Origin of the sequence: Polaromonas sp. JS666, from assembly GCF_000013865.1 — a bacterium.
Lineage (GTDB): Bacteria > Pseudomonadota > Gammaproteobacteria > Burkholderiales > Burkholderiaceae_C > Polaromonas.
Genome location: NC_007948.1, coordinates 1523165 through 1547480, shown reverse-complemented (window position 1 = coordinate 1547480; position 24316 = coordinate 1523165). Strand labels below are relative to the sequence as shown.

The 24316-nt window shown below is 64.9% G+C and carries 20 protein-coding genes; 7 read left to right on the top strand and 13 right to left on the bottom strand.

From position 1 onward, the window contains the following. Nucleotides 1-82: 82 nt before the first annotated feature. Nucleotides 83-835, bottom strand: coding sequence for an SDR family NAD(P)-dependent oxidoreductase (locus BPRO_RS07430; RefSeq protein ID WP_011482438.1), 753 nt, complete (start codon nt 833-835; stop codon nt 83-85). After that, nucleotides 832-1767, bottom strand: a complete 936-nt coding sequence (locus tag BPRO_RS07425) for an ureidoglycolate lyase (RefSeq protein WP_011482437.1) — start codon at nt 1765-1767, stop codon at nt 832-834. The genes BPRO_RS07430 and BPRO_RS07425 overlap by 4 nt, the downstream gene beginning before the upstream one ends. An 89-nt stretch (nt 1768-1856) precedes the next feature. Here BPRO_RS07425 and BPRO_RS07420 point away from each other — a divergent pair, with 89 nt between their 5' ends. Then, complete coding sequence (locus tag BPRO_RS07420) at nt 1857-2855, top strand: LysR family transcriptional regulator (protein WP_011482436.1); 999 nt, start codon at nt 1857-1859, stop codon at nt 2853-2855. 24 nt (nt 2856-2879) lie between these two features. Here the strand turns inward: BPRO_RS07420 and BPRO_RS07415 are convergent, their stop codons facing one another. The 7 genes from BPRO_RS07415 to BPRO_RS07385 form a co-directional block, all read right to left on the bottom strand. Next, nucleotides 2880-4133 carry a YbfB/YjiJ family MFS transporter gene (locus BPRO_RS07415; RefSeq protein WP_011482435.1) on the bottom strand — a complete coding sequence of 418 codons (1254 nt, stop codon included), beginning with the start codon at nt 4131-4133 and terminating at the stop codon, nt 2880-2882. Nucleotides 4134-4196: 63 nt separating this feature from the next. Continuing rightward, a complete protein-coding gene (locus BPRO_RS07410; RefSeq protein ID WP_041388515.1) occupies nt 4197-5237 on the bottom strand; it encodes an adenosine deaminase in 1041 nt (346 codons plus the stop codon). A 217-nt stretch (nt 5238-5454) separates the two neighbouring features. After that, nucleotides 5455-6615 (bottom strand): BMP family ABC transporter substrate-binding protein, encoded by a 1161-nt coding sequence (locus BPRO_RS07405; RefSeq protein ID WP_011482433.1) that lies wholly within the window; start codon nt 6613-6615, stop codon nt 5455-5457. Nucleotides 6616-6681: 66 nt separating this feature from the next. Next, nucleotides 6682-7602 carry an ABC transporter permease gene (locus BPRO_RS07400; protein WP_011482432.1) on the bottom strand — a complete coding sequence of 307 codons (921 nt, stop codon included), beginning with the start codon at nt 7600-7602 and terminating at the stop codon, nt 6682-6684. Continuing rightward, nucleotides 7602-8714 carry an ABC transporter permease gene (locus BPRO_RS07395; protein WP_011482431.1) on the bottom strand — a complete coding sequence of 371 codons (1113 nt, stop codon included), beginning with the start codon at nt 8712-8714 and terminating at the stop codon, nt 7602-7604. Before BPRO_RS07395 ends, BPRO_RS07400 begins: the two co-directional genes overlap by 1 nt. After that, the gene (locus BPRO_RS07390; RefSeq protein ID WP_081430494.1) at nt 8701-10296 is read right to left on the bottom strand and encodes an ABC transporter ATP-binding protein; all 1596 of its coding nucleotides are present in this window, start codon (nt 10294-10296) and stop codon (nt 8701-8703) included. Before BPRO_RS07390 ends, BPRO_RS07395 begins: the two co-directional genes overlap by 14 nt. A 101-nt stretch (nt 10297-10397) precedes the next feature. Continuing rightward, nucleotides 10398-11339: a LysR family transcriptional regulator gene (locus BPRO_RS07385; RefSeq protein WP_011482429.1), complete on the bottom strand. Its 942-nt coding sequence runs from the start codon at nt 11337-11339 to the stop codon at nt 10398-10400. Nucleotides 11340-11420: 81 nt separating this feature from the next. Here BPRO_RS07385 and BPRO_RS07380 point away from each other — a divergent pair, with 81 nt between their 5' ends. Both BPRO_RS07380 and xdhB read left to right on the top strand, forming a co-directional pair. Continuing rightward, entirely contained in the window at nt 11421-13136 is a 1716-nt protein-coding gene (locus BPRO_RS07380) for a xanthine dehydrogenase small subunit (RefSeq protein ID WP_011482428.1), read from the top strand. Then, nucleotides 13133-15538: a xanthine dehydrogenase molybdopterin binding subunit gene (gene xdhB, locus BPRO_RS07375; protein WP_011482427.1), complete on the top strand. Its 2406-nt coding sequence runs from the start codon at nt 13133-13135 to the stop codon at nt 15536-15538. Before BPRO_RS07380 ends, xdhB begins: the two co-directional genes overlap by 4 nt. On the opposite strand, the gene BPRO_RS07370 is transcribed toward xdhB, so the two are convergent. Beyond that, entirely contained in the window at nt 15502-16371 is an 870-nt protein-coding gene (locus BPRO_RS07370) for a LysR family transcriptional regulator (protein WP_011482426.1), read from the bottom strand. The genes xdhB and BPRO_RS07370 overlap by 37 nt on opposite strands. A gap of 99 nt (nt 16372-16470) precedes the next feature. Between BPRO_RS07370 and BPRO_RS07365 the strand changes: the two genes are divergently transcribed. From BPRO_RS07365 to BPRO_RS07350, 4 genes are all read left to right on the top strand, one after another. Continuing rightward, nucleotides 16471-17493 carry a Bug family tripartite tricarboxylate transporter substrate binding protein gene (locus tag BPRO_RS07365; RefSeq protein ID WP_011482425.1) on the top strand — a complete coding sequence of 341 codons (1023 nt, stop codon included), beginning with the start codon at nt 16471-16473 and terminating at the stop codon, nt 17491-17493. 25 nt (nt 17494-17518) lie between these two features. After that, on the top strand, nt 17519-18391 hold the full coding sequence (locus BPRO_RS07360; protein ID WP_198140993.1) for a polysaccharide deacetylase family protein: 873 nt from the start codon (nt 17519-17521) through the stop codon (nt 18389-18391). A gap of 45 nt (nt 18392-18436) precedes the next feature. After that, nucleotides 18437-19219 (top strand): 2-oxo-hept-4-ene-1,7-dioate hydratase, encoded by a 783-nt coding sequence (gene hpaH / locus BPRO_RS07355; protein WP_011482423.1) that lies wholly within the window; start codon nt 18437-18439, stop codon nt 19217-19219. Between the two features lie 91 nt (nt 19220-19310). Next, a complete protein-coding gene (locus tag BPRO_RS07350) occupies nt 19311-20084 on the top strand; it encodes an aldolase/citrate lyase family protein (RefSeq protein WP_011482422.1) in 774 nt (257 codons plus the stop codon). Between the two features lie 167 nt (nt 20085-20251). Here BPRO_RS07350 and rtcA read toward each other — a convergent pair whose 3' ends face one another. The 3 genes from rtcA to BPRO_RS07335 form a co-directional block, all read right to left on the bottom strand. Next, the gene (rtcA, locus tag BPRO_RS07345; protein WP_011482421.1) at nt 20252-21310 is read right to left on the bottom strand and encodes an RNA 3'-terminal phosphate cyclase; all 1059 of its coding nucleotides are present in this window, start codon (nt 21308-21310) and stop codon (nt 20252-20254) included. Nucleotides 21311-21381: 71 nt separating this feature from the next. Continuing rightward, nucleotides 21382-22614 (bottom strand): RtcB family protein, encoded by a 1233-nt coding sequence (locus BPRO_RS07340; RefSeq protein ID WP_011482420.1) that lies wholly within the window; start codon nt 22612-22614, stop codon nt 21382-21384. Nucleotides 22615-22976: 362 nt separating this feature from the next. Beyond that, nucleotides 22977-24128, bottom strand: a complete 1152-nt coding sequence (locus tag BPRO_RS07335; RefSeq protein ID WP_011482418.1) for a slipin family protein — start codon at nt 24126-24128, stop codon at nt 22977-22979. Nucleotides 24129-24316: the final 188 nt, after the last annotated feature.

Genomic DNA, 24316 nt, shown 5'->3' with positions numbered 1-24316 from the left:
GTGGTGCAGCTCTGCGGCTGCTTCTTGCTCATGCGGCAGCGCAAGCCAGCCTGGGGGCCGGCGCCGCGCTTGGGCTCAGGTATCAGTAGGTGGCGCGTCCGCCCGACAGGTCAAATACTGCGCCGGTGCTGAAGGCACAGTCTTCGGAGGCCAGCCAGCCGATCAGCGATGCGGCTTCATCGACCTGCAGGAAGCGGCCCATCGGGATTTTCGACAGCATGAAGTCGATGTGCTCCTGCTTCATCGAGTCGAAGATTGCCGTCTTGGCCGCAGCAGGCGTCACGGCATTGACCAGCACCCCGGTCTTCGCCAGCTCCTTGCCCAGCGACTTGGTCAGGCCAATCAGGCCGGCCTTCGATGCGCTGTAGTGCGAGGCGTTCGGATTGCCTTCCTTGCCCGCCACCGAGGCGATGTTGACGATGCGGCCATAGCCCTGCTTGACCATGTGCGGCACGATGGCGCGGCTGGTGAGATAGGGGCCGATCAGGTTGACCTCGATCACCCGGCGCCATACCTCGGGCGCCAGTTCCCAGGTCGTGCCGTTGCCGCCGGTGATGCCGGCATTGTTGACGAGGATGTCGATGCGCCCGAACGCAGCCAGCGTGGCCTGCGTGGCCGCCTCCACCGAGGCCTCGTCCGTCAGCTCGACCACCGCGGTGATGACCTTGCCGGAAGGCTTGAGCGTCTCCCTGGCCTGCGCCAGGCGCTGCGCATCGATGTCCCACAGGGCCACCGCTGCGCCGGAGGCGAGCATTCGTTGCGCCGTGGCGTAGCCCATGCCCTGGGCGCCACCGGTGATGACGGCGACGCGTTGATTCAGATCGAGCTGGTTCATATTGATTCCTGTGTTGCTTCTTGTGTAGCTTTTTGTGCTGATGCCTGCGTTGCTTCCTGTTCAGATTTCTGTGCGGCATCCTGGGGCGTGAAGGGAACGGCCGTCTGGCGCTGCTCGCCCAGCCCGCTGATGCCCAGGCGCATCACCTGCCCGGCCGACAGGTACACCGGCGTCGGCTTGTGCCCCATGCCCACGCCCGGCGGCGTGCCGGTAGAGATCACGTCGCCGGGCTGCAGGCTCATGAACTGGCTGATGTAGGCGACCAGTGTGGCTACATCGAAAATCATGGTGCGGGTGTTGCCGTTCTGGTAGCGCTTGCCGTCGACCTCCAGCCACATGTCCAGGGCCTGCGGGTCGGGCACTTCATCGCGTGTCACCATCCACGGGCCGAGCGGGCCGAAGGTGTCGCAGCCCTTGCCCTTGTCCCACTGGCCGCCGCGTTCGAGCTGGTAGGCGCGCTCGGAGACGTCGTTGATGACGCAGTAGCCGGCCACATGATCGAGCGCCCGCTCCTTTGACACATAGCGCGCGCTGCGGCCAATCACCACGCCGAGCTCGACCTCCCAGTCCACCTTCTGCGCGCCGGGCGGGATTTCGACGTTGTCGTTGGGCCCGATGATCGAACTCGTGGCCTTCATGAACAGCACCGGCTCGGTGGGAATGGCCATGCCGGATTCCCGGGCGTGGTCGGAATAGTTCAGACCGACGCAGATCAGCTTGCCCACGCCGCCAACGCACGACCCCAGGCGCGGCGATCCGGCCACCAGCGGCAAGGCCGCGGGGTCGAGGGCGGCGAGGCGTGCCATCGAGGCGCCGCCCAGCGCGTCGCCGCGAATGTCGGCCACATGGGCTGACAGGTCACGCAGGCGCCCTGCGTTGTCGATCAATCCGGGCTTTTCCTGCCCCATCGGCCCGTAGCGAACCAGCTTCATTTCGTCTCCTGTGTCGTCATTGATGAGCGCCACTGTAAGATCTCCAGTTATAGATATCCAATCGAAAATTTCGCAAAAGCATTTCCAAAATGGAATATCGACAAATCCCTGCCAATGCGGTCCCGAGGCTGATCAACCGCCTGCGCCTGAAGCACTGGGCCTTGCTGGCCGCACTGGCCGAAACGCGCACGCTGCATGAAGCCGCCACACGCATCAGCGTCACGCAGCCCTCCGCGACCAAGATGCTGGCCGACATCGAGCAGGCCTTCCAGTTCCCGCTGTTCGAGCGGCACTCCCGCGGGCTGCGGCCGACGTCGCTGGGCGAAGAGGTGGTGGGCTATGCGCGGCAATCGCAGGCCAGCCTGGCGCGCTTCATCGAAGGGCTGGAGGTCAAGCGGCGCGGCGGGCATGGGCAGTTGGTGATTGGCGCCATCATGGGGGCGGCACCCGACCTGGTGGCGCGTGCCGTGGCGCAGATCAAGCAGCAAAGGCCCCTGCTCAACATCCGCATGGTGGGCGAGACCAGTGACCAGATCAGCACGTCGCTGGAACGCCATGACATCGAGCTCGCCGTGGGCCGGTTTTCCTCGCTGCTGCAGCACAACCTGTTTGACTTCACACCCCTGTCCAATGAAGTGATGCAAGTGGTCGTGCGGCGCGGACATGCGCTGGTGCGCCAGAAGAAACTGCCGCTGGCCGCGCTGATGGACTGGCCGTGGATCCTGCAGCCGGTGACCAGCCCGGCCCGGCATCTGCTCGAAGAAGAATTCGCCAGGGCCCGGCTGTCGACCCCGGCCAACATCATCGAATGTGCGTCAGTTTTCGCAACGCTTCAGCTCCTGCAAACCAGCGATGCCGTGGCGGCGCTGCCCGAATCAGTCGTGCGCGACCATGTCAAGGCCGGCCTGTTGCGGGCGCTGCCCATCCCCATCGGCAGCGACCTCAAAGGCTTCGGCATCCTGACGCGCAAGGGCGAGCCCCTGTCGGAGATTGCCGCCACTTTTGTGAGCCTGCTGCACCAGTTCGCCGAACCAGCGGCAGTGCCGGCGCCGCGGCGGGGGCGGCGGCAGGCGCCCGCGTCGCCCTGACGCTCGCCCGACCCGGGGCCGGGTTCACGCCGGCCGGGGGTAGGCCCGGGTCATCCAGCCGTAGATGGCCGCGCCGGCCAGCAGCGTGGCGGCCGCAATTTCCAGCGACAGCGTGAAGCCTTGACCCGGGCTGCTGGTGTGCCTGAGCAGCACGGCCACCAGTGGCGGCCCCAGGATTTGTCCCACACCGTAGGTGGCGGTGAGCAGGCCCATGAAACTGGCCGCGGTGACGGGGCGCAGGCGGCGTACCTCCTGCATTGCGAAGAAAGTGATCGCCGTGAACGGCAGGCCGAGCAGCAGGCTGCCCCCGGCAAAACCGGCCAGGCTGGGGCTCCAGATACTGGCTGCAATGCCAAGCGCCTGCGTGACATAGCAGCCTGCCAGCAAGAGACGAAAGTCGATGCGGGGTGAAATGCGCGTGGCCAGCAGCGCACCCACCATCACCCCCAGCCCGAAGATGGGCCAGAACAGGTCCAGCCATGCCGATCCCGGCAGCGCGGTGCGGGCAATCACCGGCAAAAACGTGGCGGTGATGATGTAGCCGAAGCCCGCCAGCCCGTAGGCCAGCGCCAACAGCACCATCTCGCCCCGGCCGTGCCGGACCGGCGTGTCGCCGGACGAGCCGGTCGCGCGCGCGCCCAGGGCCACCAGACGCTCGTCGCCCCCTCGCAGGATGCGCCATACGGCGGCCGCCAGCCCAAAAGCCAGCACGCCAAAAATGGCCCAACCGGTCGCAGCCGTCCAGTGCCAGGCCACCATGCCGCTGGCAAACAGGCCGCTCACCACAATGCCCGCGCCCGGACCGGCGTATATCAAGCCCCCCAGCGCCGGCGTGCCGAGCCGGGCCAGCCGCGACAGGCACCAGCCCGAGGTGAACACAAACACCACCGCGCTGGTCACGCCGGCGGCGAAGCGCAGCGCCGGCCAGGCCGCAGGCTGCTGCCAGGCCATGGCCAGGGTCAGCGCACCGGTGGCCACCAGCCCGGCGCGCACCAGGGCCACATAGGCCAGCGACGGCAAGCCCCGGAACCGGGCCCACAGCCAGGGCTGCAGCGTGCACAGCAAGGCGCCCAGCATGTAACCGAAGTAGTTGGCACTGGCGAGCCAGCTGGCCGATGGCAGATCGACGACGCCGTCGTTCAGCATCATGGGCAGGAGCGGCGTGAAGGCAAAGCGGCCTATGCCCATGGCCACGGCCAGCGACACCAGCCCGGCCAGGGCGATGGGGCCAGGCGATGCGGGCGTCCGCTGCGGCTGCGGCTGCGGGATCAGTGCCATGCCTGGAAATTCATCATCGACAGCATCAACGACACCTCTCGCTGGGCCGGCGCAGCGACCCGCTCATTGAAAGGTTTCAAAGGTTTCGTCCAGACGTTGGATCAGGGCCTGTCGGGCAGGTGCACCGATGAAACTGGCCTCGAAGCTGTTGCGCGCCAGTGTGTAGGCGTGCCCTGCATTCAAGTCCACCGCGGCAAAGGTTTGCGTGAAGTTGTCATTCATGTAGCCGCCAAAATAAGCCGGGTCATCCGAGTTGACGGTGGCCACCAGCCCCGCATCCAGCAACGTGCGCAGGTTGTGGCTGGCCAGGTCGGGAAACACGCACAGCTTGAGATTGGACAGGGGGCACACCGTGAGCGGAATACGGTCCTGGGCCAGGCGCCGCATCAGGGCCGCGTCCTTGCTGGACTGCACGCCGTGGTCGACCCGCTCCACCTTGAGCAGGTCCAGGGCCGTCCAGACATAGGCGGGCGGCCCTTCTTCGCCGGCGTGCGCAACCAGGTGAAAGCCCAGCTCGCGGCAGCGGGCAAACACGCGGGCAAACTTTTCGGGCGGGTTGCCCACCTCGCCGGAGTCCAACCCGACACCGATGAATTTGTCACGGTAAGGCAGTGCCTGCTCCAGCGTTTCAAACGCCTCCTCTTCGCTGAGGTGGCGCAGGAAACACAGGATCAGCGTGGCGCTGAGGCCGAGTTCGGCCCCGGCATCGACACAGGCGCGGTGCAGGCCGTTGATGACGGTGTCCATGCCGACACCGCGCGCGGTGTGCGTCTGCGGGTCGAAAAAAAGCTCGGCATGAACCACGTTGTCCTGCGCCGCCCGCAGCAGGTAGGCGCGCGCCATGTCGTAGAAGTCCTGCTCTTTCAGCAGCACGCTGGCGCCGGCGTAATAAATGTCGAGAAAGCTCTGCAGGTTGGTGAAGGCATAGGCGCTGCGCAACTCGTCCACGCTGCGATACGGAATCGCCACGCCGTTGCGCTGCGCCAGCGCAAAAATCAGCTCGGGCTCCAGCGAGCCCTCGATGTGGATGTGCAGCTCGGCCTTGGGCATTTTCCGGAGCAGCTCGGGCAGGCGGTCGGCGGATACAGGTTTTGCAGGATTCATGTCAGCTCCAAAAGAAAAAGCTGCACTAGGCAGCCGAGGCATGATGTTTTGCTCCTTCTCCTTCGGGGGACGGTCGGGACGGGAGCGCTCGCGGTGCACACAGCAGTAGCAATAGTTGCGCTGCGGCCCTCACCCCAACCCTCTCCCAGAGGGAGAGGGAGAGGGAGAAGGAGTGGCCCTCACCCCTGCTCTCTCCGAGGGGAGAGGGAGTGAAGACTCAGTTGCCGGGAACCTTGCCTTCCACGCCCTTGACGTAGGTCTTCAGGCCACCCAGGAACTTGTCGTCGGCCACCACGTCCTTGCCCAGCAATTCCTTGCCGGTGTTGTCCATGATCGGGCCCTTCCAGATGGCAAAGCTGCCGTCCTTGAGGCCGGCCTTGATTTCGTCGATGCGCTTTTTGGTTTCGGCGGGCACGTCCTCGGCGATGGACACCATATCGATCGCGCCTTCCTTCACGCCCCACCAGATCTTGTCCGGCGAAGTCTGCCACTTGCCTTCCAGCGCGTCGCGGGTGGCCTTGATGTAGTACGGACCCCAGTTGATGACGGCGGAACCGAGGTGGGCCTTGGGGCCGTAGGCCGTCATGTCGGAATCCCAGCCGAAAGCGCGCTTGCCCTTTTCCTGGGCGGTCTTGAGCACGGCGGGCGAATCGGTGTTCTGGAACAGCACGTCTGCGCCGCCATTGATCAGGGACGTCGCGGCCTCGGTTTCCTTGCCGGGGTTGAACCATTCATTGACCCAGACCACCTTGGTCTTGATCTTGGGGTTGGAGCTCTGTGCGCCCAGCGTGAAGCTGTTGATGTTGCGCACCACTTCGGGAATCGGCACCGAGCCGACCACGCCCAGCGTGTTGGATTTGGTCATCTTGCCGGCGATCACGCCGGCCATGTAGGCGCCTTCGTAGGTTCGGCTGTCATAAGTGCGCATGTTCTCGGCGGTTTTGTAGCCGGTGGCATGCTCGAACTTGATGCCCTTGTTGTCGGCCGCCACCTTGAGCATGGATTCCATGTAGCCGAAGGTGGTGCCGAAAATCAGCTTGTTGCCTTCACCGGCCAGGTCGCGGATCACGCGCTCGGCGTCGGCCGATTCGGGCACGCTTTCCACAAACTTGGTGACGACCTTGTCGCCAAATTCCTTTTCGACCGCCTTGCGGCCGTTGTCGTGCGCAAAAGACCAGCCGCCGTCGCCCACCGGCCCGACATAGGCAAACGCTATTTTCAGCGGCTCGGCCTTGGCTGGAGCCGGCGCCGAAGCCGCGGGGGCGGGCGCAGGTGCGGGTACAGGCTCATCCTTCTTGCCGCAACCTGCCAGGGCCATGGCAGCCACTGCGGATGTCGCAGCCAGTTGGAGCAAGGAACGTTTTTTCAGGTCAGTCATGTCGTCTCCTGTAGCGACGGGTTTGCAAAAAAAGGCCATTATGAGCCCGGAAATGAGTCCGAAAAATCAGGACCCAGGGTAAAACGGTTTGCCAATGGAGCCCGGCATGTTCACGCGTATCCACTGGGGATTGCGTGAAATCAGCGCCAGCACCACGATGGTAGCCAGGTAAGGCAACATGCTCAGGAACTGGCTGGGAACATTCACCCCCGCGCCCTGCAGGTGGAACTGCAGCATGGTCACACCGCCAAACAGGTAAGCCCCAAGCAAAACCCGGGCCGGGCGCCAGGTGGCAAAGGTGGTCAGCGCCAGCGCGATCCAGCCCCGGCCGGCCACCATGCCTTCAACCCACAACGGGGTGTAGACCGTGGAAATGTAGGCCCCGGCGAGGCCGCACAGGGCACCGCCCGCAACCACCGCCGCCAGGCGGATGCGCCGCACCGGGTAGCCCAGCGCATGGGCCGACTCGGGCGATTCGCCCACCGCCCTGAGCACCAGGCCGGCGCGTGTACGGTAGAGAAACCAGATCAAGCCAAACGCCAGCGCAATGGTCAGGTAGACCAGGGGGTGCTGGCGAAACAGCGCCGGCCCCAGCAACGGAAGGTCGCTGAGCACCGGAAGCTCCAGCGGTGTGCGCTCGGGCAACTTGGCCTGCACATAGGGGATGCCGGCAAAAGCCGAAAAGCCCACGCCGAAAAGACTGAGCGCCAGCCCGGTGGCGTACTGGTTGGTATTGAGCCAGATCACCAGCACGCCAAAGATGGCCGCCAGCACGGCCCCGGCCGCCATGCCCGCGGCAAAACCCAGCCAGGTATTGCCGGTGTGCACCACAGTGGCAAAGCCGGCAATCGCCGCGCACAAGAGCATGCCTTCGGCACCCAGGTTGACGATGCCGGCCTTTTCGTTGATCAGCAGGCCCAGCCCGGCAATGGCCAGAACCGTGCCCGCGCTGAGCGTGGCGGCAAACAGCAGTGCATAGGATTCCATCAGTGCGCCTCCCGGGGGGTTGTTTGCGGGATGGCGGGGATGGGCGCCTGGCGCGCAGCCCTGACGAATTTGATGCGGTAGGCGATCAGCGTGTCAGCCGCCAGCAGCGTGAACAGCAGCAGGCCCTGGAAGACGCCGGTGAGCGATTTGGGCAGCCCCAGCCGCGACTGGGCCAGCTCGCCACCAATGTAGAACATGCTCATCAACAGGGCCGAAAACACCATGCCCACCGGATGCAGCCGCCCGACGAACGCCACGATGATGGCGGCAAAGCCATAACCCACGGGGACATGAGGCGTGAGCTGGCCGATAGGCCCGGCCACCTCCAGCGCACCGGCCAGGCCGGCCGCACCGCCCGAGGCCAGAAGCGCCACCCACAAGGCCTTGCGCGAGGAAAAGCCGGCATAGCGCGCCGCCGCCGGCGCCAGGCCGCCGACCTGCAAGGCAAAGCCGGCGCGGGTGCGAAACAAAAATACCCACAGGGCGGCCGCGCCCAGCAGCGCCAGCAGCAGCCCGATGCTCACGCGCGAGCCCTGCACCAGCCGCGGAATTTGCGTGACGGCCTCGAAATTTTTCGTCTGCGGAAAGTTGTAGCCGGCCGGGTCCTTCCAGGGCCCGTACACCAGGTAGCTGAGCACCAGCACGGCAACATAGACCAGCATCAGGCTGACCAGGATTTCGTTCGCATTGAAGCGATCCCGCAGCAAGGCGGTGAGCGCCGCCCAGGCCATGCCGCCGGCCACCCCGGCCAGCAAAATGGCCGCCACGATCCAGCTGCCGGTGGTTTTGTCGGCCAGCAGGGCCACGCCGCCGGCCACCACGGCGCCCATCACAAACTGCCCTTCGGCGCCGATGTTCCAGACGTTGGAGCGAAAACACACGGCCAGGCCCAACGCAATGATCAGCAGCGGCGTGGCCTTGACCATCAGCTCGCCAATCGCATAGGGCGTTTTGATGGGGTCCCAGAAGAACACCAGCAAACCCTTGACCGGGTCCTTGCCCAGCGCCGTGAACATCAGCACGCCGATCACCACGGTCACCAGCAGCGCCAGCAGTGGCGAGGCATAGCTCCAGAACTTCGAAGTCTGGGGTCTGGCTTCAAGCCGCAGCATGTGGAACTCCTTTTCCCGTTGGGGCACCTTGATCCCACAGCCCGCTCATCCACTGCCCCACCCGCTCCACCGTCGCGTCGGCGCGCCGCAGCGAGGGCGAGAGCTGCCCTTTGGCCATGACGTAGAGGCGGTCACAGATTTCGAACAGCTCTTCCAGCTCTTCGCTGACCACCAGCACGGCACAGCCGCTGTCGCGCAGTTTCAAAATCTCGCCACGGATTTGCGCGGCGGCCCCGACGTCAACACCCCAGGTCGGCTGCGAGACGATCAGCAGGCTGGGCTTGGCCTCAATCTCGCGGCCGACAATGAATTTCTGCAGGTTGCCGCCCGACAGCGACATCGCCGCGGCATTGGCTCCGTTGGCTTTCACGTTGTAGCGCCCGATGATGCCCTCGGCCTGCGCCTGCAAACCAGCCAGATGAATCCAGCCCCCCGCCTTCACGGCATCGCCCCGCGTCAGCAGCAGGTTGTGCGCCAGCCCCAGCGTGGGCACGGCACCGCGCCCCAGCCGCTCCTCGGGCACAAAGTTCAGACCCAGCTCGCGGCGCTGCATCGGGCCCAGCCTTCCGGCGTCCTGGTTTCTGACCAGGATGGTGCCCGCGGCAGCCCGCGTGTCTTCGCCGGACAGGGCGTACAGCAGTTCTTTTTGCCCGTTGCCCGACACACCGGCAATGCCGACCACCTCGCCGGCACAGACCTGCAGGGCGACCCGCTGCAAGTCCACGCCGAATTGCTCCTCACGGGCCAGGCTCAGCCCGCGCACGTCGAGCACGGTCGCACCGACCTGCACCTCGCGGTGCTCCAGGGCCGGCGGCTCGGCGCCAATCATCAGCCGGCTCAGCGAGGCATTGGACTCCTGGCGCGGATCGCAGACCCCCGAGACGCGCCCGCCGCGCAGCACGGTGCAGGCGGTACAGAGCGCGCGGATTTCATGGAGCTTGTGGCTGATGTACAAAATGCTGCAGCCCTGCTCCGCCAGCCGGCGCAGCGTGACGAACAGGCTCTCCACCGCTTGCGGCGTCAGCACCGAGGTGGGCTCGTCGAGGATCAGCAGTTTGGGATGGGTCAGCAATGCCCGCACGATCTCCACGCGCTGGCGCTCGCCCACGCTCAGGGTGTGCACGGGCCGCGTCGGGTCGAGCTCCAGTCCGTAGGCCTGCGTCGTTTGCGTGATGCGCTGCGACACCTCGGCCAGGCGCAGCTTGTCCAGCCCGAGCCAGACGTTTTCGGCCACCGTCAGCGTGTCAAACAGGCTGAAATGCTGAAACACCATGCTGATGCCCAAGGCGCGCGCCTCGTGCGGGTTGCGCACCAGCACCGGCTGGCCGTCCATCACCACGCTGCCGGCGTCGGGCTTGACCGAGCCATAGATGATTTTCATCAGGGTGGATTTGCCGGCACCGTTTTCACCCAGCACGGCATGGATCTCGCCGGGCTGCACCGTCAGTGCAATGTCGCTGTTGGCCAGCACGCCGGGGTAGCGCTTGGTGATGCCCGCAAGCTGCAGCCGGGGTGGCGCACCCCCGCCCACCGCACCGCTGCTTTGGGTGGGATTGTCAGTGACGGTAGGTGAAGCAGTCATTGTCTCGGGTTGTCTGATTGTGTGTGATTGGCTGATCGTCTGATTGGTGGATGTTGCAGGCCTGTCACCGTTGATTGACGTTGATTGATGGGTACCAAATGCTATTCTTTTCGGAGCGAAGTAGCCACTGACTTGACGCGCTCGCGCAGCCATTTGGCGGCATTGGAGGCATGCGTGCGTTCGTGCCAGAGCTGGTAGTACATCATGCGGGGAAACTCGATCGGGCACGGCAGTATTTTGACCGGCAGCAGCCCGGCAAACCGCTCGCAGTACTGCCGGCCGGTCGTCATGATCAGCAAGCTCGATGCCACCATGGAGGGCATCAGGCCAAAGTGCGGGCAGCGCACCGTGATGTTGCGCTGCAGCCCGAGTGTGTCCAGGTGCTCGTCAATCACGCCCTTGGCGCCCGGGTGCGTGGCCATCGGTGCAATGTGCTCGGCCTCCAGCCAGTTCGCGACGTGCGCCGCGCTCCAGCCGCGGCGCACGGCCGGATGGTCTTTGGCGACCAGGCACACCACCTCGTCGCCAAACAGCCGCCCCATGTGCAGGTCATCGGGTGGCGCGGCCCAGTTGCCGATCACGATGTCCACCTGACCCTGCGCCAGGTGGGCGCGGTAGTCGGACTCGGCCGTGAGCGGGTGGATTTCAATATGGCAGCGTGGCGCCTGTTTCTTGATTTGCGCCACCAGCTGCGGCAGGAACAGGGGATCGAGGTAGTCGCTGGCCGCCAGGCGGAAGGTGGTTTCGGCGGTGGCCGGTTCAAACCCCTTGGCGTTGCTGAACAGCATGCTGGATGCGCGAAGAATGCTGGCCGAGGGCTCGATCATGCGCAGGCCGGCATCGGTGGGCACCATGCCGGCGCCCGAGCGCACAAGAATCGGGTCGCCAGCCAGCTCGCGCAGGCGCTTGAGCGCCGCGCTGACAGCGGGTTGGTACATTCCCAGGCGCATGGCGGCGCGTGATACGCTGCGTTCAGTAAGCACGGTATTCAAGACCCTGATGAGGTGGAGGTCTATCTTGTCGAAAAGCGCCTGATCTTTCATACGCTCTTGCCCATGCGCCTGATACGCGCTTTTGTATGCCGACTGTGGACTGACTGTTTTACCCTGAAACTCATGTCTAGCATGGCCATCCGATCTGACACCCAGAACACTGTCAAGCCCATCCGGTTCATCCGGCGTGGTGAAGTGGTAACGCTTGCCAATGTACCACCCAGCCGCACCCTGCTGGAGGTACTGCGCGAAGACCTCGCCTGCACCGGCACCAAGGAAGGCTGCGGCGAAGGCGACTGCGGCGCCTGCACCGTGGTGCTGGGCGAGGCCGACGGCAAGACCATCCGCTACCGCGCCATCAACAGCTGCATCCGGCTGGCGCATTCGATTGACGGCCTGGCGCTGTGGACGGTGGAAGACATTGCCCCCACGCTTTTCACTTCGCCTTCGGCTTCGTGTAATGCGCTGCCCCCCGAGGGGGCGCTGCGCCTGCGGCCCGGCAAAGCCGGTTCCGCGGCCCCTACTGGCGAAGAAGAAAGGGGTAAACCAACACTACACCCCGCACAAGAGGCCATGGTCCAGTTCCACGGTTCCCAATGCGGCTTTTGTACGCCGGGCTTTGTGATGAGCCTGTTCGGCATGTACCACAACCATGTCGGACGGGGCCAGCCCATCACGCGCGCGCTGGCGCAGGAAGAACTGTCCGGCAACCTGTGCCGCTGCACCGGCTACCGGCCCATCCTCGACGCCGCGCAAGCCATGGACCAGCTCCCGCAAGTGGCCGTTGACGAAGCCGGACTGCTGAAAAAAATGAAGCAGCTCGCGCATGCACCGTACCGGCCAGGCCCGGATTTCTCCTCGGATTTTTCTTATGAATCGCCCCCCACGCTGGCTGCGCTGCTGAAAGCGCGAGCCGCGCACCCCGAGGCCCAACTGGTGGCCGGCTGCACCGACGTGGGCCTGTGGGTGACCAAGCAGCACCAGCAGTTCAGCCGGGTGCTGGACGTGACCAGGGTTCGGGAGCTGCGCCGCATTGAAGACTACCCGCAGCACATTGCGATAGGCGCCGCGGTGACGCTGGCCGATGCCTATGCCGCGCTGGCGAAGGACCGGCCCCAGCTGCACACCTTTGCCGCCCGCTTTGCCGGCCTGCCGGTGCGCAACGCGGGCACGATGGGCGGCAATGTCGCCAATGGCTCGCCGATTGGCGACTCCATGCCGCTGCTAATTGCCCTGGGCGCCAACGTCGTGCTGATGAATGAACGGCAAGGTGTGATGGGCCACCGCGAGATGCCGCTGGAGCAGCTCTACACCGGCTATCGCCAGAGCGTGATGGCCCCGGATGAAGTGCTGGCTTGGGTGAAGGTGCCGAGGCCGGCCAGCCCTCACCCTAACCCTCTCCCAGGGGGAGAGGGGATTGAAGAAAAAGACGGTATTGCTCCCTCGCCCCTCTGGGGAGAGGGCTGGGGTGAGGGGCAGGAGTTGCTGCGCATCTACAAAATCTCCAAGCGCTACGACGACGATATCTCCGCGGTCTGCCTGGCCCTGAACCTGCACATCGACAAGGGCATCGTGACCAGCGCGTCGATAGGCGCGGGCGGTGTCGCCGCAACACCCGTGCGCGCCGTCAAGACCGAGGCAGCGCTGCTCGGCCAGGCGTGGACTGCCGAGACGGTGCAACAAGCCATCACCACCTTGCGCGCCGAGTTCTCGCCGATCTCGGACATGCGCGCTTCCGCCGCCTACCGCAGCACGGTGCTGGGCAACCTGCTGCAGCGCTACTGGCTCGAAAGCCAGGGCCTGCAGCAGATCAACCTGGAATCCTTCCGGCTGGAGGAGCTCGCATGAACGCCCCTGAAATACTGCCGGTTCATGCGGCCGGACCGGCACACCCGCCGGCCGCCGGACGCCCGCACTTTCACGAAAGTGCCCGCGCGCAGGTGGCCGGTGCAGCCATGTATGTCGATGACATTCCCGAGGTCAAGGGCACGCTGTTTGCGGCGCCCATCCTGTCGACCGTGGCCCACGGCAAGCTGCTGGGTGTCGATGCCAGCGCCGCGCTGGCCATGCCCGGCGTGCGCGGTGTGGTGCTGGCCGGCGACATCCCGGGCAACCCGCTGCTCCCCACGTTTGGGCAAGACGAGCCCGTGCTGGCGACGACCAAGGTCGAGCACATCGGCCAGGTGATCGGCGTGGTCGCGGCCGACACCGTGATGCAGGCCCGTCGCGCGGCGCGCAAGGTTCAACTCACCATAGAAGCGCTGCCGCCGGTGCTCAAGGTCCGGGACGCGCTGGCAGCACAAAGCTTTGTCTTGCCGCCCGTGGTCGTCAAACGCGGCAATGCCGAGGCCGCGCTGGCAGCGGCGCCGCACACCCTCAGCGGCTCCTTCGAGGTGGGTGGGCAGGAGCATTTTTATCTCGAAGGCCAGGTGGCCTACGCGTTGCCGCAAGAGCAAAACCAGTGGCTGATTTATTCCAGCACGCAGCACCCCGGCGAAGCCCAGCACTGGGTGTCGCACGCGCTGGGCATTGACAGCCACGCCGTGCGCGTCGAGTGCCGCCGCATGGGCGGCGGGTTTGGCGGCAAGGAAACCCAAAGCGGCCACATGGCCGTGTGGGCAGCGCTTGCGGCCCACAAACTCGGGCGGCCAGTCAAGCTGCGCATGGACCGCGACGACGACTTCCTGGTCACCGGCAAACGCCATCCGTTTGCCTATGACTACACGGTGGGCTTTGACGACAGCGGCCGCCTGTGCGGCCTCAAGCTCATGATGGCCGTGAACTGCGGCTTCAGCGCCGACCTCAGCGGCCCGGTGGCTGACCGCGCGATTTTTCACGCCGACAACGCCTACTTTCTCGAAGACGTGACGATCACGTCCTGCCGCTGCAAGACCAATATGCAGAGCAACACGGCGTTTCGCGGTTTTGGCGGGCCGCAAGGCATGATCGCAATCGAAACTATCCTGGGTGACATTGCCCGGACGCTGGGGCTGGATCCGCTCGATGTGCGCAAGCGCAACCTGTACAGCGACGAGGTCGTCGCGCCGAAGACCGACACCACGCCCGAAAGGCGCCGGGACACAACCCACTACGGCATGCAGGTCGAAGACAACATCCTGCAACCCCTGCTGTCCAGGCTGGAGCAGACTGCGCACTATCGCCAGCGGCGTGAAGCCATGGCCGCATGGAATGCGCAAAGCCCGGTGATCAAGCGCGGCATCGCCATCACGCCCGTCAAGTTCGGCATCTCGTTCACCGCCACCCTGTTCAACCAGGCCGGCGCGCTGGTGCATGTGTACACCGACGGCAGCGTGCAGGTGAACCACGGCGGCACCGAGATGGGCCAGGGCCTGAACACCAAGGTGGCGCAAATCGTGGCCGACGAACTCGGCGTGGCGTTTGAGCAGGTGCTGGCCACAGCGAGCGACACGAGCAAAATCCCCAACGCCTCCGCCACCGCCGCATCCGCCGGCACCGACCTCAATGCCAGGGCGGCGCAGTATGCCGCCCGCCAGGTGCGAGACAATCTGGCGCAGCTGGTGGCCGGGCTGGACCGCTGCGATGTGGGGGCGGTACGTTTTGCGGGCGGCGAAGTCACGACACCGGCCCGCACGCGTGCGTTCACCGAGGTGGCCAAGCTCGCGCATGCCAACCGCATCCAGCTCTGGAGCGACGGCTTTTACCGCACGCCAAAAATCCATTACGACAAAACCACGCTGACCGGCCGGCCGTTTTACTACTTCGCCTACGGCGCGGCGTGCACCGAAGTCGCCATCGACACCCTGACCGGCGAAAGCCGCGTGCTAAAAGTCGACATCCTGCACGACGTGGGCACCAGCATCAACCCGGCGATCGATATCGGGCAGATCGAAGGCGGTTTTGTGCAAGGCATGGGCTGGCTGACGACGGAGCAACTGGTGTGGAGCGACAAAGGCCAGCTCAGCACCCATGCGCCCAGCACCTACAAAATCCCGACCACGGGCGACATTCCGGAGCACTTCAACATCGCACTGTGGCCCGAACCCAACCGCGAAGACAACGTGTTTGGCAGCAAGGCTGTGGGCGAGCCGCCGCTGATGCTGGCGATCAGCGTGTATGAGGCCTTGCGCGATGCGATCGCTTCAGTCCGGCCGGACCGGACCGTCGTGCTGCAGGCACCGGCCACGCCCGAGCATGTGCTGGCGGCGCTTGGCCGCCCTGCCGATATTCCTGCTCACATCTTCATGTCGAGGAAACCCCGCAAGGTTTGAGACGTGTTGCCGACATGCCAAGCCAGGAAGAACTCGGTTTTCGCCCGGGTCCCGCGCAGGGCCCGGTATAAAACATTCTGCATCTGCAGCCTTTGCATCGACTCGGGGACGATGGCAATCCCGACGCCGGCCGCCACCAGACCCACCACGGTCGACATCGGGTAGGCCTCTTGCACGATGCGCGGTGAAAAGCCCGCGGCCTCGCACATCTTGCGCAGCTGTTCGTGGATCGCCGGCGCCTCGCTGCGGCTGAAGAATACGAAGTCGTCCTCCGCCAGCGACTGCAGCATGACCCTGTCCTGCCCCGCCAGCCGGTGATGCACCGGCAGCGCGGCCATGAAGCCTTCCTTGAACAGGCTGCGCGTGGCCAGCCAGGGCTCGGTGACGGCCTGGCGAATGATGCCGACGTCGATCTCGCTGTTTTTGAGCATGACGGTTTGCCGGGCCACCGTGAGCTGCTGCACGGACACCGCCACATGCGGATAGATCTGCCGGTATTGGCTTAACAGGGCAGGCACCGAGGTGTAAATGGTGGAGCCCACAAACCCGATGCGCAGCGAGCCGGTTTCTCCGCGGCTGGCGCGGCCGACGACCTCGGGAATGCCCGCCGCCAGCGCCAGCAGGCGGCGGGCTTCCTCCAGCAGCGCCTGGCCCGCCTGCGTCAGGGCCACCTCATGCGAGGAACGGATCAGCAAAACCGCCCCCAGTTCCTGTTCGAGCTTGGCGATCTGGCGGCTCAGGGGCGGCTGTGAAATGTGTACGCGCGAGGCGGCGCGGCTAAAGCTCAGCTCTTCGGCCACGGCCACGAAGTAGGACAGTTGGCGCAAGTCCATGAATACCTTTCTGGTATAGCCAATGACTTTATTATGCATTGGACAGCAATAAAGGCGGGGCATAGCATCCACTCCATAACGACTGCTTCTGGAGACAAAATGACCCCTCACCTTCCCCCCGGTTCCGGCCGGCGCCGCCTGCTCTCGCACAGCCTGAAGTTCGCCGCCCTGGCGCTGGCCTTGTCGGCCGCCTGGGTTCCGCCCGCAACCGCCCAGGCGGCTTACCCGTCCAGGCCCATCAAGCTGATAGCGCCTTTTGCCGCGGGCGGCGCGGCCGACACGGTGGCGCGCATCCTGGCGCCCAAGCTGTCCGAATCGCTGGGCCAGCCCATCATCATTGAAAACCGCGCCGGCGCGAGCGGCGCCATCGGTTCCGCCTATGTCGCGGCGGCAGCGCCGGACGGCTACACCCTGCTGCTCAACCTGGGCCCGCCGCACCAGACCGTGCAGTTCTTTACCAAGGGGATCAAGTACGACCCGGTCAAGGACTTCACCGCCATTTCGCACGTGGCCACCGCGCCGCAGTCGCTGGTAGTGCCCGCGTCCTCGCCGATCAAGTCGGTGGCCGATTTCGTCGCGGCGGCCAAGGCCTCGCCCAAGGGCCTGTCCTATGCGACCTCCGGTTCGGGGACCTCGCAGCACCTGGCCGGCCTGCTGCTGGCGAGTTCGCAAAAACTCGCGCTGACGCACGTCGGCTACCGGGGCGGCGCGCCGGCCCTGACCGACGTCGTCGGCGCACAGATCGACGCCGGCCTGCTGGTGCTGTCCAACACCCTGCCTTACATCCAGGCCGGAAAACTCCGCGCGCTGGGCGTGGTGGAAAGCCACCGCTCCAAATCTGCCCCCAACATCCCGACGCTGGCCGAAGGCGGCCTCACGGGCTTTTCGGTGCCCGACACCTGGGTGGGCGTCATGGGGCCAGCCGGCCTTCCCGCACCCATCGTGCAGCGGCTCAATGCCGACATCCTCAATATCCTCCGCAATCCGGACGTCAAGGCGCAACTGCAGCAAAACGGCTATGACGCCGTCGAAGCCTCGCCCGAAGAGTTCGCCAGGCTGCTGGCCGACAGCACCCAGGTCTACAAGTCCATCGTCCAGAAAGCCGGCATCACGCCCGAATGAATTGCACCAGGAAACCAACGAAAACATGAAAACCCAAGCCACCACCCCCGCAGGCCGCAGGGCCAGCGCCGCCTTTCCCCGCTTGACCGTCGTGCTGACCTTCCTGATGGAGAACTGGTCCGTCGGCAAGGCGCCGCCCTATTCGCCCATGACCAGCCCGCCCAAGGCCGGCGAGATCGACCGAGCCGGCATTCTCTGGGCCAATTACGGCGGGCGATCCGGCATTGCCAGGCTGATGCGGATCGCCGAACGCCACGGCGTGTCAGGAACGGTCTGCGTGAACGCGCGCTCGGCGGAGCTGTTTCCCGAGACGGTCAGGCACATCGTGAAGTCGGGCTTTGAACTGGGCGGCCACAACTATGCGCAAGACGAGGTGCTGTCCGGCCTGAACGAGGCCGACGAGCGCGCGCTGATCCAGAAGAGCCTGCGCATCCTGCAGGAAGTCTCTAGCGTGCGCCCCACCGGCTGGCTGAGCTCCACCATCGCGACCACGGAGCGCACGGCCGACCTGCTGACCCAGGAGGGCCTGCTCTGGCACGGCGACTACAACGACATCGACCAGCCGCAGCAGGTGGCGACGCCGTCCGGCCGCATCGTGGCGATTCCGCACAGCGACTATGCCGACAACCGCGTGCTGCGCGGCGCGCCGGACGACTGGTACCACTGCTACAAGGACATGTTCGACTACCTCTACCGCCAGGAGTCGGGCTCGCTCATCAACATCACCATGCACGGCAACTTCGGCGGCCGGCCGCTGATGTCGGCGCAGCTGGACAAGCTGCTGACCTACATGCTGGCCCATGACGAGGTCTGGGTGCCGCGGCATGACGAGTTGGCCCATTGGGTCAACGAGCACGGCATAGCCGAAACGCCCTTCATCCAGCGCTTTGCGGCCTGAGCCGACGCCCACCCACCGTAACAACACCAACAGGAAGCCCGAGACATGATCACCGAGTCTGAACACCGGCAGGCCGCGGACGCGCTGCTGGAAGCCGGCCGAACCCGCCAACCAATACGCCAGGTCAGCCAGACCTGGCCCGCGATGGAAATTGAAGACGCCTATGCCATCCAGAAACTCTGGGCGGACAGCAAGATGGCGCAGGGCGCGCGCATCGTTGGCCACAAGATAGGCCTGACCTCACGCGCGATGCAGAGGGCGTCAAAAATGACGGAGCCGGACTACGGCATGCTCATGGACGACATGCTGTACACCGACGGCGCCCGCATACCGGCCAGCGGCTTTCATTCGCCGCGCCTGGAAGTGGAGCTGGCCTTTGTGCTGGGCCGGCCGCTGGGCGGCAAGAACGTCACCATCTATGACGTGCTGGACGCCACGGCCTATGTGACGCCCGCGCTGGAAATCATCGACTACCGCACCGAAGTGCCGCGCGCGATTTGCGACACGATCGCGGACAACGCGGCAGCGGCGGCCATGGTGACGGGCGGGCGTGTCGTCAAACCCATGGACGTCGACCTGCGATGGGTCAGCGCAACGCTGTCCAAGAACGGCATCATCGAAGAGTCCGGCGTTTCCGCCGCCGTCATGGGGCACCCCGCCATGGGCATCGTCTGGCTGGCCAACAAGCTGGCGCTGCACGGCATCACGATGCAAGCGGGCCACATCCTGCTGGCGGGCTCGTTCACGCGGCCCACGCCGGTCGCCGCGGGCGACACCATCCAGGCCGACTTCGGGCCGCTAGGCTCCATCGGCGTGTCTTTCAGCTAAGAGCCGCTCTAAACTCGCCGTCGGGTGCGCGAAATCCCTTCGCCGCCCGGTCGCAACAACGCGCGCAATCATCAAGCAACAAGGCGGAACCATGGAATTGCCAGTCAACCAATTCAAGAAAATGCTGCTGGGCGGCCATCAGCAGATAGGCCTGTGGTGCACGCTCTCCAGCCCCTACGGCGTCGAGCTGCTAGCCGGTTCCGGCTTTGAATGGCTGCTGCTGGACACCGAGCATTCCCCCAGTGACGTCACCAACGTGCTGGCCCAGCTCCAGACCGTCGCGCCCTACCCGGTTTCCGCCGTGGTCAGGCCCGCCTGGAACGACCCGGTGCTGATCAAGCGCTACCTCGATATCGGGGCGCAGACCCTGTTGATCCCCTATGTGCAGAACGCCGAGGAAGCCAGGCGGGCCGTGCAGAGCATTACCTACCCCGGCGGTGGCATGCGCGGCGTGTCGGCGCTGACGCGGGCCTCGCGCTTCGGCCGTGTTCCGAACTACGCCCAAACCTGCCGCGACGAGCTGTGCCTGCTGGTGCAGATTGAAACCCTGGAAGCGCTCGACAACATCGAAGCGATTGCGGCCGTCGAGGGCGTGGACGGCATCTTCATCGGCCCGGGCGACCTGGCCGCCAGCATGGGTCACCTCGGCGAGCCGGGCAACGCCGCCGTTGTCGCGAGGATCGAAGAAGCCATCCGGCGCATCGTGAAATGTGGCAAGCCCGCCGGCATCCTGACGGGCGACGAGGCCTTTGCCCAGCGCTGCATCTCGCTGGGAACCCGCTTTACCGCGGTGGGCGTGGACGTGGGGCTGTTGGCCCGGTCGACCTCGCAGCTGCGGCAGCGTTTCGGCGGCGCCAAAGCCTGAATCAAGGCCTGACATCAGGCCTCGCGGTACAGCCCCGAATCGCCGCGCACGCCCAGCTTTTTCCGGAAGGCCTGCAGGTCAAAGCCCTCGCGGGCGAGCTGCTTTTGCATGAGGGCCTGTGCAGCTACAAAATCAATAGGGCCACCGGAATCGCTCCGGTCAGCGCATCAGCCTTCCAGCGAAATCACCGTACCGCCATCCAATGGCTCGCATGAAAACTTCACCGGCAGAAAGGTTTCAATGGTCCGCGCGTTGGTGCGGGTGTGCTCGGTGAGTTCCGTCGCCCAGTAGCGTCCCACCCTTCCCTGCAGGCTCGCCAGGGCCATGGGGATCATCAGTTGGTCCGCCAGATGCGGCCCCACCGGCGCCCGGTGAGTCTGGTAGTCCCTCACCTCCTGCAGCACGCGGCGGGCGACCTGCTCGGCACCGATGCCTTTGTCGCCATAGGCTGCAAACACCTCGGTGATGTGCTCATAGCGCAGGACGGCCAGCAGCGCGTTGCCCGGCCCCTCGTTGCTGCGCAGTCCGCGGTCGCGCAAGCAGTCTTCGTCCCAGCCAAGCCCCTTGCGCAGCACGGCCAGTTCCCGCTCAGCCACGCCTCGGGGCAGGCCCGCATGCAGGCACTCGGCATAAGCCTCCAGCAGCGCGCCGCGCTCCATGAGGTGGAGGGCGGCAAAGCCCTGGGCGGGTGGACGCAAGCGCACGCGGGCCTCTCCGCCTCCCGCCGGGTAAAAGCCGTGGCGGCGCAGTTCAATGTCAAATAGCGCCTCGCCGTTGCCGGAGAAATAAGGCGCCAGCAGGGTCAGAAACGAAATCGACGGCGCCATTGGGTTATGCGTCCCGCCGCTGAGCAGCAGCGTTGAGGCCTCCTTGGCGTGCAGCAGCGGCCACAGCACGGTTTGCAGCACCAGCGTGCAACTGCCTGCCGAGCCGACCGCAAACTCGTAGTCGCCCGCGCGCACCTCACCGGGCGTGAACAGCAGCGTAGTTTCACCAATCTGCACGGGCTGGCCGGCGGCGTTGACGGCAGCGCTATGGCCCGGGCCGCCGCCCACGGCCATAGCGGCGTTCACACAGGCCAGATGCTGGCGCATCAGGCCAGGCTTGGGCCGTTTGGCGCGGATGTTGTCCATGCGAAACGGCTTGCCCGTCACCAGGCTGAGCGCCAGCGCCGTGCGCAAAATCTGCCCGCCGCCTTCGCCTTGCGAGCCATCGAGTTCAATCATTTTTTTTGCTTTCTTTTTTTGTTCTTACTTACCGGGAGCCAAGGCAACCTTCCTCTCGGGAGAGTCTCACGCTAGCCCTTCACACACACTACCTGCTTGAGCGTGTAGACCACTTCCACTAGGTCGCTTTGCGCGAGCATCACGGCATCGATGTCCTTGTACGCCATCGGGATCTCGTCGATCACCTCGACGTCCTTGCGGCATTCCACCCCTTCCGTAGCCTTGATCTGGTCGTCCACCGTGAACAGCTTTCTGGCCTGGGTGCGGCTCATGGTCCTGCCGGCCCCGTGGCTGCAGCTCATGAAGCTGTCCGGATTGCCCTTGCCGCGCACGATGAAACTCTTGGCGCCCATGCTCCCGGGAATGATCCCAAGCTCTCCCGCCTTGGCACTCACAGCTCCTTTGCGGGTCACAAACACCTCTTGCCCAAAGTGCGTTTCCTTCTGCACATAGTTGTGGTGGCAATTCACCGCTTCCAGGTGCGTCTCGAAGGGCTTGCTGATCACCTTGCGCAGCGCGCCTATCGCGGCCTGCATCATCACCTCGCGGTTCAGGCGCGCGAACTTCTGCGCCCAGCCCACGCCGCGCACATAGTCGCCGAAGTACTGCGAACCTTCCTCGAGGTAAGCCAGGTCCTTGTCCGGCAGGTTGCGCTGGTGCAGCTCGGCATCCTTCTTGGCAAGTTCGATGAAGTGCGTACCGATGGCGTTGCCCACCCCCCGCGAACCGCTGTGCAGCATGATCCACACACCGCCGCTTTCGTCGAGGCACACCTCGACGAAGTGGTTGCCGCCGCCCAGGGTTCCCATGTGGCGGTGGTTGTTGGTGTTCTTCAGGCGTGGGTAGTCCAGGCATAGCGCTTCAAACTCATCCACCAGCTGGCCCCAGGCCGCATCGGCCGCGCCTGGCGGGTTGGTCCAGGCGCCGACCTCCCGCGTCGATCCGTTCCTGCGGTAGGTCTTGGGTGCGGAACCGTGCGGCACGGCTTTTTCGATTTCCGAGCGCAGCGGCCCGAGGTTGTCGGGCAGGTCTTCGGCGCGAAGCGTGGTCTTACAGGCCATCATGCCGCAGCCGATGTCCACGCCGACCGCCGCCGGAATGATGGCCTTGAAGGTCGGGATCACGCTGCCAATGGTCGCACCCAGGCCGTAGTGCACATCGGGCATCACGGCCACGTGCCTGAACACGATGGGCAGGCGCGCCGAGTTCTCAAGCTGCCTGAGCGCCTGAGCCTCGACCGGCACGCCATTGGTCCACATCTTCACGGGCACGCCGCCTTGGACGTCATGTTGTTGGTAGTTCATTTTCTTATCCTAATCAGTCATCAGATCAAATACGGTTTCTGCTATCTCTTGCGGAGTTATCCAGCTGCGAGTTCGCGTCTCAAGGTGTTATTCATTTTTTTAATCCCATTTTTGTGGACGCGGCGGGATTCGAACCCGTATCAACAGGGCGACCAGGGTTTTGAGTCCGCTGGTCGAGCCGGCAATTGGAAACGCACATCAGTGGGCACCCGTCATCGGAGCGAACACCTGCATCCTCAACCTTGCTTGCCAACCCACTTGTCCCGCCCTGCCCGGTACTACCCGGCCTGCCGATAATTTCAACATTTTTGGCGTGGCGCTCCCATCCGTGCCAGCGCGCCCTTTTCCTATCTTTTCAACACTCAACGCAGCTTCACCAGCCCGTTGAGCACTTGCTCCAGTCCTCCGAACACCGATATCTTGTCGATCCGTTCCGCCACACGCTCCAGCGTCTCCAGTTCCTTCATGCGCAGGACAATCGGGTTGTCCTCCATGATCTTCGCCGTGTTGAGCAGCGAGCGCGTTGCCGCGGTTTCTTCGCGCCGGCGAATCGCGTTGGCCTGGGCAGACTTCTCGGCTTCCACCACCTGCGCCAGGATGGTCTTCATCTCGCCGGGCAAGATGATGTCTTTCACGCCCAGGCTTTCCAGCTTCAGGCCAGCGCCCGCCAGCCGGACACGGGTGTGCTCGGCAATGACGTCGTCCAGGGCGGCCTTGTTCTCCAGCAGCTCGTCGAGCGTGCGGGTCCCTACGGCCGCGCGCAGACCCAGCTGCAGTTCGCGGTAGATCTGCTCCGACGGCTTGCCCCACTGGGCAAACGCCTTCAGCACATCTTCATAACGCCAGGTGGCCGACAGGTTCAGCCGCAGGCTCACCTTGTCGCGGGTGAGGATTTCCTGCCCGCTGACCTCCAGCGCCTGCGAGCGCAGGTCGATGCATTCGACTTCGACCTTGCGGCCGTAGCGCCAGAAGCCATACGCGCCGGCGCCGAGCAGCCCGGTCACCTTGCCGTCCAGCGTCAGCACGCCGGCATGGAAGTCCGGCACCTGCACCAGCAGCACGCCGTCCAGCCCCTTCACCGGTCGCTGGCGCAGCTGCGTCTGGCCCAGCGTCGCCACCAGGCCGGCGGGCAGCTTTTCGCTGTTCGCTACGCCCTGGTCGATATCGACCACGTCGACACGAACCTCGTTCAGGCCCTTCCAGTAGAGCTTGCGGGTGGCGGGCGCCAGTACTTCCACCAGCAAGCCGTTCTCGTAACGCAGGCCTGCCTGCGAATCCGACAGCGCGGCCAGCACAAACTCCTGGGCAACGACAGCCGGCTCCTTGGCCATGAAGTAATCCGCCAGGCTGTGTGTGAAAGCCGCTTGCTCCATCGCAAAGGTTTCCACCCGAACCTGGTCAGCGCCGGCGTACGCCCAGTGTTTCCCGGGCTGCAGTACGCGTTCGAAATCGCCGTTGCGCAGCAGCAGGCCGCGCTCGTTTTTCTTGACTTTGTATTGCTTCAATCCAAACATTTTTCTTCTCCGTTTTCTTTTCCGTTATTCTTTTTTCATTCAACAAAAACATGGTCCGCATCGGCAACAGCTGCGGACTTGGGGTGCAGGCACTTTCAGGTGAAGGGCCTGGTCGTGAGACCTCGCGATGTCACGTCCGGCGTCTTCGCTTTCCGGTGCCGCAGTACCTTCGCACTGGCAACTGTTGC